The organism is Kitasatospora sp. NPDC054768 (assembly GCF_053612025.1).
In genome coordinates this window covers 103,559-118,760 of sequence record NZ_JBSHBN010000001.1, presented here as the reverse complement: position 1 = coordinate 118,760, position 15,202 = coordinate 103,559, and the positions used below count along the sequence as shown (strand labels likewise).

The 15,202-nt window shown below is 73.4% G+C and carries 10 protein-coding genes and 2 pseudogenes; 11 read left to right on the top strand and 1 reads right to left on the bottom strand.

What is annotated here, in order from left to right:
* Window positions 1-56: 56 nt before the first annotated feature.
* A complete protein-coding gene (locus tag ACWGKU_RS00540) occupies window positions 57-1,274 on the bottom strand; it encodes a Dyp-type peroxidase (RefSeq protein WP_401054017.1) in 1,218 nt (405 codons plus the stop codon).
* Between the two features lie 31 nt (window positions 1,275-1,305).
* Here ACWGKU_RS00540 and ACWGKU_RS00535 point away from each other — a divergent pair, with 31 nt between their 5' ends.
* The 11 genes and pseudogenes from ACWGKU_RS00535 (at window position 1,306) to ACWGKU_RS00485 (ending at window position 15,174) form a co-directional block, all read left to right on the top strand.
* Window positions 1,306-2,667: a right-handed parallel beta-helix repeat-containing protein gene (locus ACWGKU_RS00535; RefSeq protein WP_452178160.1), complete on the top strand. Its 1,362-nt coding sequence runs from the start codon at window positions 1,306-1,308 to the stop codon at window positions 2,665-2,667.
* 270 nt (window positions 2,668-2,937) lie between these two features.
* Window positions 2,938-4,248: an MFS transporter gene (locus tag ACWGKU_RS00530; protein WP_401055164.1), complete on the top strand. Its 1,311-nt coding sequence runs from the start codon at window positions 2,938-2,940 to the stop codon at window positions 4,246-4,248.
* Window positions 4,249-4,375: 127 nt separating this feature from the next.
* The gene (locus ACWGKU_RS00525) at window positions 4,376-4,975 is read left to right on the top strand and encodes a hypothetical protein (RefSeq protein ID WP_401055163.1); all 600 of its coding nucleotides are present in this window, start codon (window positions 4,376-4,378) and stop codon (window positions 4,973-4,975) included.
* A gap of 497 nt (window positions 4,976-5,472) precedes the next feature.
* On the top strand, window positions 5,473-6,201 hold the full coding sequence (locus ACWGKU_RS00520; RefSeq protein ID WP_401048033.1) for a DUF4097 family beta strand repeat-containing protein: 729 nt from the start codon (window positions 5,473-5,475) through the stop codon (window positions 6,199-6,201).
* Window positions 6,202-6,300: 99 nt separating this feature from the next.
* A pseudogene (locus ACWGKU_RS00515) lies at window positions 6,301-6,567 on the top strand (helix-turn-helix domain-containing protein); the annotation flags it as partial.
* Between the two features lie 312 nt (window positions 6,568-6,879).
* Entirely contained in the window at window positions 6,880-8,514 is a 1,635-nt protein-coding gene (abc-f, locus tag ACWGKU_RS00510) for a ribosomal protection-like ABC-F family protein (protein ID WP_452178159.1), read from the top strand.
* A gap of 377 nt (window positions 8,515-8,891) precedes the next feature.
* Window positions 8,892-9,455: a CGNR zinc finger domain-containing protein gene (locus ACWGKU_RS00505; protein ID WP_452178175.1), complete on the top strand. Its 564-nt coding sequence runs from the start codon at window positions 8,892-8,894 to the stop codon at window positions 9,453-9,455.
* A gap of 118 nt (window positions 9,456-9,573) precedes the next feature.
* Window positions 9,574-9,819 (top strand): annotated as a pseudogene (locus ACWGKU_RS00500) (hypothetical protein); the annotation flags it as partial.
* Between the two features lie 316 nt (window positions 9,820-10,135).
* Window positions 10,136-13,312, top strand: coding sequence for an AfsR/SARP family transcriptional regulator (locus tag ACWGKU_RS00495; RefSeq protein WP_452178158.1), 3,177 nt, complete (start codon window positions 10,136-10,138; stop codon window positions 13,310-13,312).
* 504 nt (window positions 13,313-13,816) lie between these two features.
* Entirely contained in the window at window positions 13,817-14,236 is a 420-nt protein-coding gene (locus ACWGKU_RS00490; protein WP_452178157.1) for a BlaI/MecI/CopY family transcriptional regulator, read from the top strand.
* Window positions 14,233-15,174, top strand: coding sequence for a M48 family metalloprotease (locus ACWGKU_RS00485; protein ID WP_452178156.1), 942 nt, complete (start codon window positions 14,233-14,235; stop codon window positions 15,172-15,174). Before ACWGKU_RS00490 ends, ACWGKU_RS00485 begins: the two co-directional genes overlap by 4 nt.
* Window positions 15,175-15,202: the final 28 nt, after the last annotated feature.

Here is a 15,202-nt window from a genome sequence, read left to right as displayed (position 1 = left end):
CTGTTCCTCCGCACCGTTCGCCCGAACAGCTCGTCCGAACGGCTCGTCCGAACGGCTCATCCGAACAGCCCGTCCCCCAGCGTCCCGCCCTCGGGCGCGCCCGGCAGCACGTAGGCCACCGCCGAGGCCGTGTGCTCGACGAAGGCGTTGAGGGCGTCGCGGGCGGCCAGCCGGTTCTGGACCCGGGTGAACTGGGCCGGGTCGCGCATGAAGGCGCAGAACAGCAGGCCGCGGTCGCCCGGGCCGTCGTCATAGCTGTAGCCGCGCCGCAGCATCCGGGCGCCGCCGTCCAGCCGGGGGCTGGAGAGGCGGACGTGCGCGGTGGCCGGGATGACGTACGAGCCGTCCGGGTTCTTGGTGTAGATGTCCGGCTCGTCGTGCTCCGCCGTGCCGGTGAGCGGGGCGCCGTCGCCGGCCCGGCGGCCCATCACCTGCTCCTGGCGGTCCCCGGGGAGGGCGGCGAAGGCGGCGGTGTCCATCCGGATCCGGCGGTAGACCAGCGTCGTCCCGTGCTCGTACGGTCCCGGCGGCCCCCAGACCCACTGCCCGCTGTCCGCACCGTCCGGGTTCGCCGTGCCGTCCTTGAAGCCGAACAGGTTGCGCGGGGTGGCGCCCCCGGTCGTCCGGGCCAGGAAGCCGGACTGCGTCCAGCGCACCGTCGCGCCGGCCGCCCGGGCCGCATCGCCCACCTGCTCGGCGACCACGGACAGCGGCCAGCGGTCCACCGCGCACAGCTGGACCACCAGGTCGCCGCCGCCGCGCGCCGGGTCGAGCCGGTCCCCGGGGAAGGCGGGCAGCTCGGTCAGCAGGGCCGGCGGAACGTTCAGCCCCAGCCGGGCGGCGAGGCCCGGCCCCACCCCCACCACGCTGCTGAGCCCGGCCGGCCGGCCGTCCCGCAGCCGCGCGTCCGCCGGGCGGTCGCCCGCCGCCTCGGCCAGCACCCGGGTCAGCCCGCCGAGCAGGCCGCGCAGGGCGGCCCGCCCGTCCGAGGTCGCGGCCGGCGCCAGGTCGAGGGCCAGCAGCTGGGTGGCCGGCTGCTGCGGGGCCGTCACCCCGGCCTGCCGTTGGCCGTGGAAGGGCACGGCGGACGGCTCCGGCGCCGCCGCCGGCCGGCCGGGGTCCGCCCGGCCGTCGCCGCCGCCCAGGGCCAACGCCGCGGCCCCGGCACCGAGTCCGGCGGCCGCCACCGCCCCGCCCGTGATCAGAGCCCTCCGACCCACACCGGTCCTGACGGTCGGTGTCCGGTCCTGCGCCTTTCCGGCTTCGGCATGCATGGGCGACATTGGAGACGATAGAACACGCCGTATGCAACTTTTGACCGCCCGTCACCCCGGACCGACCGCAACACCCTCACACGGGACCCGAACCGTCAGGCGCCTGCCCGCGCTGCTCGCCGCCGCCGTCCTCGCCCTCGCCGGCTGTTCCTCGGGCGGCTCGGCCTCCTCCGACGCCAAGCACCCGGACGGCACGGTCATCCGGGTCCCGCAGCACTTCCCGACCGTCCAGCAGGCCGTCGACGTGGCCCGCGAGGGGGACACCGTGCTGGTCGACCCGGGCACCTACCGGGAGAGCGTGCGCCTCACCAAGCCCAAGATCGTGCTGCGCGGCACCGACCGCAACACCGTGGTCCTGGACGGCGGCCTGCGGCTGGTCAACGGCATCACCGTCTCCGGCCCCGGCTCGGTGGTGGAGAACCTCACCGTCCACGGCTACCTCGCCAACGGCGTGCTGTTCACCGGCGTCACCGACGAGAAGCTGCAGCAGCACGGCGCCGGCGGCTCCGCCTACGACCCGCTGGACACCGTCCGCTTCCCGCCCGTCCAGGGTTTCCGCGCCAGCAACGTCACCGCGTACAACAACGGCCTGTACGGCATCTACGCCTTCGACGCCCGCGGCGGAGTCATCGAGGACTCCTACGCCTCCGGGGGCGCCGACTCCGGCATCTACGTCGGCCAGTGCAAGCCCTGCGACACCCTGGTGCGGGGCAACACCGTCGAGCGCAACGCCGTCGGCATCGAGATCACCAACGCCTCCGACAACCTCACCGTCGTCGGCAACCTGGTCCGCGGCAACCGGGTCGGCGTCACCCTCAACTCCAACGACCTCGAAGCCCTCGCCCCCCAGCACGGCGCGGTGCTCGCGGGTAACGTCGTCACCGACAACAACGCCACCGACACCCCCCAACAGGCCGACGGCGCCTACGGCATCGGCATCGGGATCGGCGGCGGCACCGTCAACCAGGTGCAGCGCAACCTGGTCCGGGGCAACCGCGCGGCCGGGATCCTCGTCACCGACCCGCCCGGGCACCCGGCGAGCGGCAACCGCGTCGAGGACAACCGGGCCACCGGCAACGGCACCGACCTGGTGCTCGCCTCCGTCGACCCGGGCAACTGCTTCACCGGCAACCAGCCGGCCGTCCAGAGCCCGGACGGCCTGGAGGGCCTGGCGGGCTGCGCCGTCCAGGGCCGCGGCGCCCCGCCCCTCGGCCGGACCAGCCCGGTCCAGTCGCCGCCCGGCATCCCGTTCAGCCAGGTCCCGGCCCCGCCGGCCCAGCCGTCGCTGCCGGACCCGACCGCGCCCGGCCGCCCGGCGACCGACCTCCCGGGCCCGGTCGACCCCGGCGCCTACCCGCTGCCGGAGTCCGCGGACGCCGTGCCGAAGCACTGACCCCGGGCGCGACCGGGGGCGCGCTGGCGCTCGCGTCGCGGGCGCGTCCGGCTTCGCGTTCGCCCGCCCCGCCCCGCCCCGCCCCGGCCGGGCGGGCGGGCGGGCGGGCCAGGGCGGGCCGGGAACCCGGCCGGATCCACCGAAGCCCACCGGACACTCCGGACACCGGTGGATGAGCCCGACACCCCTCCCGACACGGACAGTTCGGGACACCTCAGGCAGTTCGGAAACCGCCCGAACGACCCTCCGCGGACATGACATACTGCGTCGGTGACCTCAGCCGACCTGGCCGCGAAGCCCTCGAAAAGCCGTCCTCAACTGGGCCGGAAGTTCCACCTGCTGTGGTCCGCGTCGGCGATCTCCTCGGTCGGCGACGGCATGCGGGACTCCGCCCTGCCGCTGCTGGCGGTGGCCGTCTCCGACTCCCCCGGCGCGGTCTCCGTGGTCTCCGTCGCCGCCTCCCTGCCCTTCCTCCTGATGTCCCTGTACGGCGGAGTGCTCGCCGACCGGGCCGACCGGCGACGGCTGATGTGGACGATCGACGCGGCGCGCGCCGCCGTCGTCCTGGGCTTCGCCTGCTGGATCTTCGTCGCCGACCCGCCGCTGGTCGCGCTCGCCGCACTGGCCTTCCTGCTCGGCTGCGGCGAGACGGTCTTCTCCAACGCCGCCACCTCGGCCGTCCCCGAGCTGGTCCGCCCCGAGCAGCTCGACGCCGCCAACGGCCGGATGCAGGCCAACATGCTCGTCGGCGGCAACCTGATCGGCCCGCTGCTCGGCTCGGCGCTGTTCGCCGTGGCCGCCGCGGCCCCCTTCACGGTGGACGGCGTGTCCTTCGCGCTCGCCGCCGTCCTGGTCGCCGCCACCGGCCGCTCCACCGCGCCGCGCACCCGGGCCGACCGCCGCCCGGTGCTCACCGAGATCCGCGAGGGCGTCGACTGGCTGCTCCACCACCGCGACGTGCGGATGCTCGCCGTGCTCTCCACCCTCGGCGCGCTCGCCTGCTTCATGGGCACCACCATGATGGTCCTGATGGTCACCAGGGTCATCCACGCACCCGCCGCCGCCTACGGCATCGTCCTCGCGGCCGGCGCCATCGGCGGCACCGCCGCGAGCACGCTGGCCGGCCGGCTCAGCCGGCTGCTCGGCCGGGGCACCCGGATCGCCCTCGCCTTCCTGCTGATGGGCGTCTCGCTGATCCTGATGGGCCTGAGCACCTCGGTGGCCGAAGTGGCCGTGCTGTACGGCGTGGTCGGCTTCGGGATCGTCACCTGGAACATCCAGGCGATCTCGCTGCGCCAGCAGGCCGTGCCGAAGGAGCTGCTCGGCCGGGTCAACAGCTGCTACATGCTGCTGAGCCGCCTCGGCATCATGGCCGGCGCCGCCCTCAGCGGCTGGATCGCCTCCGCCGTCGGCATCCGCACCCCGCTGCTGATCGGCGGCGGCCTGCTGCTCGCCCTGCTGGTCGCGGTGCTGCTCCTGCTCCCGCGGATGACCGCGCTGGAGACCGTCCCGGCGGGCGCCGCGTCGGACTCCGGCGCCGGCGTCGAGGCCGGGTCCAGGTCCGGGTCCGAGGCCGAGTAACCCCGGTGCCGGAAGGGCGGCTTTCGCGTCCTCCCACTCAACGGCCCCTGCCGGCCGGTATGGTGACCCGAGGGGTGGCGCCGGGAAGACTGGTCGGTGCACAGCACCGCATGCCCTGAGGAGAGCCGTGAACGCCCACCACTCCACCGCCGCGGACCGGTCGACCGCCTCCGACTCCCCCGATTCCCCCGGTGCCTCCCGCGCCGAAGCGCCGCCCGTCGGCCTCGGCCCCCTGGTGCGGATCGACGGCGGCTGGTTCATCGGCGACCACGAGAGCACGGCGCACCTCGCCGTCCTCCCCGGGGGATTCGAGCACCGCGTCGCCGGGCGGGATCCGTTCCTGGTGCCGTGGGACCGCCTGATGAGCCTGCAACTCGGTTTCACCCGCGGCCGGTTCCCCAGCACGCCGGTCGGCGGCCTCCTGAACTCGTACGACGGCGCGATCGGCGCCCACGGCTCCTGCCTCAGCGCCATGGTCCGGCACCCCTACGACCTGTGGCGGCCCCGGTTCGTCCACCACGGGTGGTGGTACCCGGCGCCCGAGCTCACGGTGCTGCGCCAACTACTGGGGGACATCGTCGACCTCGGCCACGTCGAACGGCTCGGTGACGACGCCTGGCTGACCTCGGCCGTCGAGGAACTGGCGGCGGACCGCCACCTCCGGAAGTGGCGGACCGGCAAGGCCGTCATGGAAGGCGTGAAGGAGATCATCACCCGCGGGGCGTGACCTTCGCCCGGAGCCCGGACTCCCCATGGACAGGTCAATCCGTTGTCCGTAGAATTCTTCTGACAGGTCGACAGATCGGGGCGGCCGTGACGGCGCAGCCCCGGTCGGCCCGTACCGGGTGATGCGGCAAGGCCGCAGCCCCCGACGCCGAGCCGGGCGCCGGATCGCTCCCCCGTCGATCCGGCGCCCCTCCGCCCGAATGTCGCCCACAGGGCACGTCGTACCACCCACCGGGACCGTGATCTCGCCGCCGCTTCCGAGGGCCTCTTCTCTTCCTGCGAGCGTCGCGCTTGCTTCGGGCGCCGCTTCCGCCAGGCCTCGCCCTGCGCCGGTTCGCCGGTGATCCGCGGGCGCCCGGCGCTCCCGAGGTGGGGGAACTCCCCACCCGGGAACGGGGGTTAGCCCCATGGCCGATGACTTTCGCACCGGGATAGCGTCGTCGGGTCCGCCCCGCGACGGGGCCCGTTCAGGAACGCCCTCCAGATCTGGGGAATGACATGCGCCAGCAGTCCGGCCGTCTCGCGTCCTTCGTCGTCCTCGCGGCCGCCGTGGGCGGTCTCAGTGCCTGCGGGTTGGCTCCCGACAACACCTTCGACGACGACGCCGCGGTGAGCGGGACGATCACCGCGGTGAAGCTCGACACCACCTCCGGCGGCGTGACCCTGCGCGGCAAGGACGGCCTCGACAAGGTCTCCGTGCACCGGTCGGTCAGCTACAAGAACGACAAGCCGGGCGCGACCAGTCGGGTCGAGAACGGCGTGCTGGTGCTCGGCGGCTGCGGCCAGTACTGCTCGGTCACCTATACCGTCGACGTCCCCGCGGGGCTGCCGGTCAGCGGCCGGACCTCCACCGGCGCGGTCAGCCTCTCCCGGGTGGGCGCCGTGCAGGTCTCCACCCACTCCGGGGCGGTCGACCTGGACGGGGTGAACGGCAGCACCGAGGTGACGACCACCAACGGCGCCATCACCGGGCGCGGACTGAACGGCGACCGCATCCAGGCCGAGACCCACAACGGCGCGATCGACATCACCTCGACCAGGCCGCAGGACGTCTCCGCGTCGACCTCCAACGGCGCCATCACCCTGCTCGTGCCGGCCGCCACGTACAAGGTGTCCGCGAAGAGCGACAACGGCCACCAGGACATCGGGGTCTCCGACGACCCGTCCGGCCGGTACCGGCTCACCCTGAGCACCGGCAACGGGCGCATCACGGTCAAGCAGGCCTGACGATCCCCGCGGCGTGCTGCCGCCCGCGCCACCGCCCACTGACGACCCGCACCGCACCCGTGCCCGGCACCGTCACCCGGCGGTGCCGGGCACGGGCCTGCGCAGGGGCCAGCCGCGGGCCGTGTCGCGGCCCTGACCTGGCAGGAGCGCCGGATCGCGGACCTCGCCGCGGGCGGTCTGACCAACAAGGAGATCGGCCTGCGGACGCGGCTGTCCCCGCGCACCGTCGGCTCCCACCTCTACCGGGCGTTCCCCAAGCTCGGGATCACCTCCCGCGCCGCCCTGCGCGACGCCCTCGACCGGATGCCCGCCGCCCCGGACGCCCGACCCCGCCGTACGGCGGCGGCGCCGGGCCCGCCCGCTTGAATCGCCACGGGGCGAAAGCGGCCACGGCGAAGGGCAGTTGCCGGTCGACACCCGTCGGGGCGCACACCCGTCCGGCCATCCGGCCGGCCGGCGGCTCCTGCTACAGTGGCCGTGACCTGTAGTCGTGTGATCGAGGAGTGGCAGACGTGGCGGGTGACGACGACATCTCCGGGTGAGACCCGGATCTGACGGCCACCGGCCGGTGCTTCAGGAGCGCCGCCGAGGTGGTCGGCTTCGTCGTACCCCTCTTCCGCACGTCTGCCCAGGGCAGAGGTCCGTCTTCCTGCCCTCATTCCCTTCGAGGTCATCCCCATGTCCGACGCTGCCGTCGTCTGCTCCAACGTCTCCTTCGCCTGGCCCGACGACACCCCGGTCTTCCACGACCTGTCCTTCACCGTGCCCGCCGGCCGGACCGGCCTGGTCGCCCCCAACGGCTCCGGCAAGAGCACCCTGCTCGAACTGATCGCCGGCGAACTCAAGCCCGCCACCGGCTCGGTGACGGTCACCGGACGGCTCGGGCACCTCCGCCAGAGCCTGCCCCTGACCTCCGGCCTCACCGTCGCCGAGGTGCTCGACATCGCCCGGATCATCCGGGCCATCGACGCCGTGGAATCCGGGGACGTCGACGAGCGGCACTTCACCACCATCGGCGACGACTGGGACATCGAGGAGCGCACCCGCGCCCAGCTCGACCGTCTCGGCCTGGCCGACCTCACCCTGGACCGCAGCCTGAGCACGCTCAGCGGCGGCCAGATCGTCTCCCTCGGCCTCGCCGCCCAACTGCTCAAGCGCCCCGACGTGCTGCTGCTCGACGAACCGACCAACAACCTCGACGCGCACGCCCGGCACAAGCTCTACGACGTGCTGGAGGACTTCAACGGCTGCCTGCTGCTGGTCAGCCACGACCGCGCACTGCTCGACCGGATGCAGCACATCGCCGAACTCGGCAACGGCGAACTGCGCTTCTACGGCGGGAACTTCACCGCGTACGAGGAGGCCGTCCGGGCCGAGCAGGAGGTCGCCGAGAAGAACGTCCGCAACGCCGAACAGGAGCTGAAGCGGGAGAAGCGGGAGATGCAGCAGGCACGCGAACGCGCCGAGCGCCGCCAGAGCAACGCCGCCCGCAACCTCAAGAACGCCGGCCTGCCCCGCATCTTCGCCGGGAACATGAAGCGCGGCGCCCAGGAGTCCGCGGGCCGGTCCGGCCAGATGCACGCGGCCCGGGTCGGCGAGGCCAAGGCCCGGCTCGACGAGGCCGGGCGCGCCCTGCGCGAGGAGCAGCGCCTCTCCCTGGAACTGCCCGACACCCAGGTGCCCGCCGGACGCAACCTCTTCCTCGGCGAGGGCCTTCAGGTCCGCCACGCCGGCCGGCCGGTGTTCGCCGAGGGCGGCGTCGACCTGAGCGTCCGCGGCCCCGAGCGCATCGCGCTGACCGGGCCCAACGGCGCCGGGAAGAGCACCCTGCTGCGCCTGGTCACCGGCGAACTCGCCCCGGACAGCGGGGAGATCAAGCGCAACGACGGGCGGATCGCCTACCTCTCGCAGCGCCTGGACCTGCTGGACCTCGACCGCTCCGTGGCGGAGAACTTCGCCGCGTTCGCCCCCGAGCGGCCCGAGACGGAGCGGATGAACCTGCTCGCCCGCTTCCTCTTCCGCGGGGCCCGGGCCCACCTGCCGGTCGGGGTGCTCTCCGGCGGCGAGCGGCTGCGCGCCACCCTGGCCTGCGTGCTGTGCGCGGAGCCGGCCCCGCACCTGCTGCTGCTCGACGAGCCGACCAACAACCTCGACCTGGTCAGCGCCGGCCAGCTGGAGAGCGCCCTGAACTGCTACCAGGGCGCCTTCCTGGTGGTCAGTCACGACGAGCGCTTCCTCGCCGAGATCGGGGTGAACCGCTGGCTCCGGCTGGCCGACGGCACGCTGAAGGAGACCGGGGCGCCCGCGGTGTGATCCGCCGACGTGCGACGCGGCCCGCCGAGGCACCGTGCCCGGCGGGCCCGCCACCCCTCACCTCGGAAGGTTCCCCGTGCTCCAGCACGCCCTGATCGCCCACGACCTCGTCCGCGACCTCGGCGGCCGGCGCGTCTCGGCGGCACCGGGGAGGGCCCGCGACCGCTGGCGTCGCTCCGGGCGTCCGGCTGCCCGGCCGGCTCGTGCTGGACGCCCCGGAGGTGGCGGCGACCGACCGGCTGCTGGTCACGGGCGGCAACGGGACGGGCAAGTCGACGCTGCTCGCCGTGCTCGCCGGGCCCCTCTCCCCGCGGCTGTGCGACGACCGGAGCCACGCGTCATTGCACCTCGACACAGTCACCTGTCAGCATGGTGACGTGAACCTTGACTATGTCTTCGTCTGCGGGCACCCGGCCCTGGACTTCGCGGCCACGCTCCGTGCACGACGCACGGTCCGGTTCGAGATGTTCGTGACGCCGGAGCGCCTGAACGCCTGGTATCTGGACTGCGGGCTGGTGGACACGATCACGCCCGGTGACGAGCACGACGTCCGCGAGGCGACGACCGTCCGCGAGGCGATCTACCGGCTCGTCACCAACCGGCGACTCGACGAGCCCTTCGACCGCGAGGCGCTCGCCGTGCTCAACGCCGCCGCGCGCAAGCCGCCCGTGACACCGCAGCTCACCATGACCGGGCGGCACAACGAGGCGACCCCCGAGCAGGCGCTGGCGACCGTCGCGCGCCAGGCGGTCGAACTCCTCAGCGGCCCGGACGTCCCCCTGATGAAGGAGTGCGGCAACCCGGAGTGCACCCGGGTCTACATCGACCGCTCCCGGGGCATGCGCCGCCAGTGGTGCGGCATGGAGTCCTGCGGCAACAAGATCAAGGCCGCCGCCTACCGCGCGCGGAAGAAGACGCCGTCCACCGCGGGTGCCCGGTAGTCCCTCCACGACCGCGCGCCTCGGCGGCCGGACCCCGGCACGGGTACCGTGCATCACCGTCCATGCCGAGGGAGTGAACGGTTGCGACCCGCCGGATGCCCGCACCACGGACGCCGGCACGACGAAGGCCGGTGCGAAGGGGGCCTCGCACCGGCCTCTGCTCGGTGACCTGCTCGCGGAACTCCTGGGCCGGCACGACGAACCGTGCCCGGCGAAGGACCTGCGGGACGAACTCATGGAGAAGCACCCGAAGCGCGCCCCGACGCCCCAGGTCGTGCGGAACACCCTGGAGTCGCTCGTCGCCAAGGGCCGCGTACGGCGCCACCAGCAGCAGCGTTCCGTCCTGTGCACCCTGGTGCGGCCGGGCCCGGCCGCCCGTGGACACGCGTGCACCGGGAAGCCATGTGCCGGCCCTATCGTCACCAGTCAAGCCGGTGACGCACTCCGATGGTCTTCGTACCGCCGCCGAACCGCCTGCGGGAGAACGGCCCCGACCGACGCCGGGCCCGAGCGACGGCGACCCCGGGGCAGATACCACACAGCAGGCGGAAAGCCGGAGAACATGCCGAAGCCGAACCGCCCCGAGGCCGGTACGTGCTATGGCCGACCGGCCGCACACATGCCATGCTCTCCGAGGCGACGGATGGGGACCGACCGGCGGGGGTACCGTGGAGTTCCATGTGCTCGGAGCAGTCGAACTGTCCGTCCACGGAAGGCCCGTGGCGCTCGGGACCAACAAGCTGCGCTGTCTCGCCGCGGCACTCGCACTCGACGTCGGCCGACCGGTACCGCTGGACACCCTGATCACCCGGCTCTGGGGCGACGAGCCCCCGGCCAAGGCCCGGGAGGCCGTGCACTCCTACGTCTCCCGGCTGCGCTCCGCGCTCCGGAAGGCACAGCACGCCGACGACGGCGCGCCGCCCGCGGTGATCAACCGCAAGTCGCACGCCTACGCCCTGGACACCGATCCGAACCAGGTCGACTGGCCCCGGTACGTCCGGCTCGGGCGACGCGCCCGATCGCTCGCCGACGCGGGCAACGACCGCCAGGCGCTCGAACTCCTCCGGCGCGCCGACGACACCTGGCGGGGCGAGCCCCTCGCCGGCCTGCCCGGCCAATGGGCCCGGGCCACCAGAAGCACCATGCGCGACCAGTGGCTCGCCACCATGCTGACCCGCTGCGAAGTCGAGCTCAGACTCGGACACTTCGCCGAACTCGTCCCCGAACTGGCCGCGTTGGCGGAACAGCGACCGACCGACGAGCGGGTGGCGGGCCACCTGATCACCGCGCTCTACGGCTGCGACAGGTTCGCCGAGGCGCTGGACGTGTTCCGGCGGACCCGGCGGGAACTGCTGGAGTACCTCGGCGCCGAACCCGGCGAACAGCTCAGGGCACTTCAGCAACGCATCCTTCGCCGCGCCCCGATCGGCGAGATCCTGACCCGCCCGGGACGGCCCGTCGCTCCGCCCATCGCCGCCGAGCACGGCCCCGCGCGCAGCAACTACCTCCCCGTGCGGCACCGGATGGTGGGCCGCGACGCGGAACTCCGGCACCTGTTGTCGGCGCCCACGAGCGGCTCGCCGGACGGCGCGGGCGGCTGCATCCGCGCGGTCTCCGGCATGGCCGGCACCGGGAAGACCAGCCTCGTCGTCACCGCCGCGCACCTCCTCCGGGACCGCTTCCCGGACGGCCGGTACTACGTCGACCTCCGCGCCAACGGGGGCGCTCAACAGCCGCTGGACACCGAGGCGGTGGCGACGTTGCTGCTCAGACAGTTCGGGGTCCCGGCCGCCTCGATCCCCACCGACCGGGACGAGCTGGCGTCCCGGTGCCGCGGCCTGCTCGCCGAGCGCCGGGCCGTGGTCGTACTCGACGACGCCCGAGGGCCCGGACAGGTCCGCCCCCTGCTCCCGGGCAATCCCGCCTCCTGCATCCTCGTCACGAGCCGTCACCGGCTCGCCGAACTCCCCTGCAGTCCGCTCTACCTCGACCCCATGTCGCCCGAGGACGCGGCCGGACTCTTCACCGCGCTGGTCGGAAAGGAACGGGCCGGCGACCCCGCGGGGGTCGACGCGCTCGTCGAGCGGTGCGGCCGGCTCCCGCTCGCCCTCGACCTGGCGGCGAGCCGGTTCAAGGCCCACCCCACGTGGTCCCTGGACCACTTCGTCCGGCGGCTGTCCCGCAGCGGCGGCCGGCTGAACGAGCTCCGCCACGGGCTCGAAAGCGTGGCCCTGGCGTTCGACGTGTCGTACCGCTCGCTCTCCCGCACCCAGCAAGAGGCGTTCCGCCGCCTCGGCCTGCACCCCGGTCCCGACTTCGGCCCCGACACCGCCGCCGCCCTGGTCGGACGGCCGCTGCGGGAGACCGACCGGATCCTGGAGAGCCTGCACGACCTGCACATGCTCCAGGAGAATTCGCCGGAGCGGTACGTACTGCACGATCTCCTGCGCGAGTTCGCCGTCGATCTCGTCACGGCCGAGGAACGGCAGCAGGCGGTTCGACGGCTCATCGGATTCGCGCTGCGGGCGGCCGATCGAGCCGACCGCACGCTCAATCCCCGGCGCTTCCGGCTGCCCCTCCCCCGAGCGCCGCACCCCGCCCCCGTGGACGCGCTGGTGGACGGGCTCGACTGGCCCGACGACAAGGCCGTCAGGGCCTGGCTGGGGGTGGAACTCCCCGGCCTGGTCTCCGTGGAGGCCCACGCCCGGGCCACCGGCATGACCGAGGAGGCGGCCTGGCTCGCCCACGCCCTCGCCGACCACCTCGAAACCGAGGGGCTGTGGCGCGAGGCCGACGAGATGCACCGGGCCTCGGCACACCACTGGCACGGCCGCGGCGAGGACCTGGCCGAGGGCCACGCCCTCCTGGCCCTGGCCTCGATCCGGATCCGCACCGCCCGGTACGCCCTCGCCCAGCGGGCCTCGGAGCGCGCCCTCGCCATAGCGCGAGCGGCAGGCAGCGCCGAGTGCACCGCGGCGGCGCTGGAGAGACTCGCCCAGATCCGGTGGAGCCAGAGCGATCTTTCGGCTTCGCTGGCGACGCAGCGCGAGGTCGTCGAGATTCACCGGCAATCGGGGGACGAGTGGAACACGGCCCGCTGCCTGAACAATCTCGGCACCATCCTCCTGCACCTCGGCGACAGCCAGGCAGCGCTCGACGCCTTCTCCGAGGCCCTCCCCCTCGCCAAGACCCTCGGTGCCGCACGACTCGGTCTGCAGCTTCTCGGCAATCTCGGCGGAATACACCTCAGCAGTCAAAACCCGAATGCCGCGCGCGACGCATTCGAGCAAATCCTGGCAACCGGGGAAAACATCCTGCCGCCGAACGATCTCGCCGCCATCCGCGTGAACCTCGCGGCGTCCCTGCGACTCCCCGCCGAAGCCGACCGAGCCGCAGAACTCTACCGGGCCGCGCTCCGAACCTTCCGCCAGACGGGAAACCGACGGGCCGAGGCCGACGCCATGAACGGACTGGGCGCCGTGCATCTGGAGACAGGGCAGTACGACGCCGCCCTCGACCAGAACTCGCGCGCACTCGAACTCGCCCGATCGATCGGCGCCCAGCGCGAGGAGGCCGGGGCGCTGCGCGGGTCGGGCCGAGCCGAGCACGCACTCGACCGGACGTCCGAGGCGCTCGACCATCTCCGCCAGGCCGTCGCTCTCGCCCGGCAGATCGAGGCACCGGAGGAGGAGGCCCACGCTTGCGAGGCATTGGCCGAATTGCAGCTGCGAACCGGTCGGACGGACGCGGCCCGCACGACAATCCGACGCGCCATTGAACTTTCCGAGTCGACGCGCACTCCAGAATCGAAAACAATGCGCAATCTCCGCAGGCAATTGGATCAAACAAGCGAATAGAACTCGCCCGGCCGGCCATGGCAGACCTAGGACTCGATTTGATGGGCCGGGCAGCTCTGGTGTATCAATTCCGGTGTTATGTTCAGACGAACACCTGGAAGAATGCTCATGCGTAAAATTTTCTCGTGTGCGGCAGCCATTCTGACCATAGGTCTGGCCGTCCTGTCCGTTCCCGTACTCGCCACTTCGCACCAGCCGGCGGCGACCGCCAAGGCCTGGCTTCCGATCTGGGCATTCCGCGCGGCGGTCGATACCCCCGCCGCCGGGACCGAACCCACGGCCGACACGGCCGCCTGAAGCACCCCGGCGCAGGAATCGGGCCGGCATCCCCCTCGCCGGCTGGCACCGGCTCGGCGGCGATCCGCATGCCCCGTAAAGTTAGCTGAGGCACACCTAAGTCACCCAGGCCGTACCCCTTCTCGCCGCACCGGCGCGGGCGGCCTCGTCTCCGACCGGTGTCGGCGTCGGGGTGTGCCGGGCGAACGCTTCGGGACAGGGAGAGAGATGCCGAGGGACGGTCAGGAGGCCAGGCGTCCGCACGGGGAACTGGTCGCGGACGTGATGACGGTGCTGTGGGCGGCCGGTGAGCCGATGACCGCGCAGCAGGTCAAGGCGGCGCTGCACCAGGACCTCGCCCGGACGACCGTGGCGACGATCCTCACCCGCCTGCACGAGAAGGGGACCCTGGAGCGCACGCGGCCAGGGCGTTCCTTCGCCTACGCGCCGGTCGCGGACGCCGCCGGGCTGGCGGCCGGGCGGATGCGCCAGGAGCTGGAGAAGGAGCCGCAGCGGGACCTCGTCCTGAAGCGGTTCGTGTCCTCGCTGTCCACGGACGACGGGGACGTCCTGCGGCGCCTGCTGATCGAGGCGGAGGCCGCACCGGCTCCGGCCGGGGGCGAGGCCGTGCTGGAGGGCGGGGCGTGACGCTGTTCCTGGTGGTCGTCGCCCTCACCGTCGTCCTTCCGTGGGGAGCGGCGCCCGCGGCCCGTCGGCTGGCCGGGCTGCTCCCGCCGCGCGAGGCCTCGCTGACCCTCGCGGGGGCGGCCGTGCTGCTCGCGGGCGGCACGGTCGCGGCGCTGACGGGGCTCTTCCACGTGCCGTTCCTGGCGGGGCTGGAGCACCTGCGGTTCGCCCGGGTGACGGCGGACTGGCCGGCGGTGGTGCCGGTGTCCGGTGCCGCCGGGGTCCTGCTCGCCGTGCAGGCGGTGCGGCTGGTGCCGGCCGCTCGCCGGCAGCGTGCGCTGCTGGCCCGCGCGTGGGCGCTGACCGGCGAGGGGACGGCCGAGGGCGACGTGCTCGTCGTCCCGGGTGAGGAGGCGGAGGCCTTCGCCCTGCCGCGTTTCCGTGGCCGCGCCGCCCGCGTCGTCGTGTCGGAGGGCATGCTCAGGGCGCTCGGGCCGTCGGAGCGCACGGTGCTGTTCGCCCATGAACGGGCTCATCTCCGCGGGCGGCACCATGTGCTCTCGGCCGTCGTCGACCTGGCCTCGGCCGTGCATCCGGCGCTCGCGCGCCTGGGGCCCGCGCTGGAGTTCCACCTGGAGCGGTGGGCGGACGAGGCCGCCGCGACGGCGGTGGGGGACCGGAGGGTCGCCGCGACCGCCATCGCCCGCGCCGCGCTGGCCGGCTCGGCCGGGACGGGGGTGCGCGGCAGCCGGCTCCTGTCCGTGAGCACGGGCCCGGTCCCCCGGCGGGTTCAGGCCCTGCTGGAGCCGGAGCCCGCCGGGCCCAGGGGGCGCGGGCCACGTGCGGCCGTGTCCGGTCTCGTCGCCGCGGTGGTGGTGTCGGCCCTGCTGGCGCTCGGCCTCGCCTACGGCCTGCACGAGTACGTGGAGCATGCGGCCAGGAGGATCGTCGGCCCCTGACCGATCTGACGACATCGATGTAGACCAA

What these genes read in the sequence shown, in the direction of transcription:
- ACWGKU_RS00540 (WP_401054017.1), bottom strand. Translation starts at nt 1,274, where the DNA reads ATGCATGCCGAAGCCGGAAAGGCGCAGGACCGGACACCGACCGTCAGG.
- ACWGKU_RS00535 (WP_452178160.1), top strand. Translation starts at nt 1,306, where the DNA reads ATGCAACTTTTGACCGCCCGTCACCCCGGACCGACCGCAACACCCTCA.
- ACWGKU_RS00520 (WP_401048033.1), top strand. Translation starts at nt 5,473, where the DNA reads ATGCGCCAGCAGTCCGGCCGTCTCGCGTCCTTCGTCGTCCTCGCGGCC.
- abc-f (WP_452178159.1), top strand. Translation starts at nt 6,880, where the DNA reads ATGTCCGACGCTGCCGTCGTCTGCTCCAACGTCTCCTTCGCCTGGCCC.
- ACWGKU_RS00490 (WP_452178157.1), top strand. Translation starts at nt 13,817, where the DNA reads ATGCCGAGGGACGGTCAGGAGGCCAGGCGTCCGCACGGGGAACTGGTC.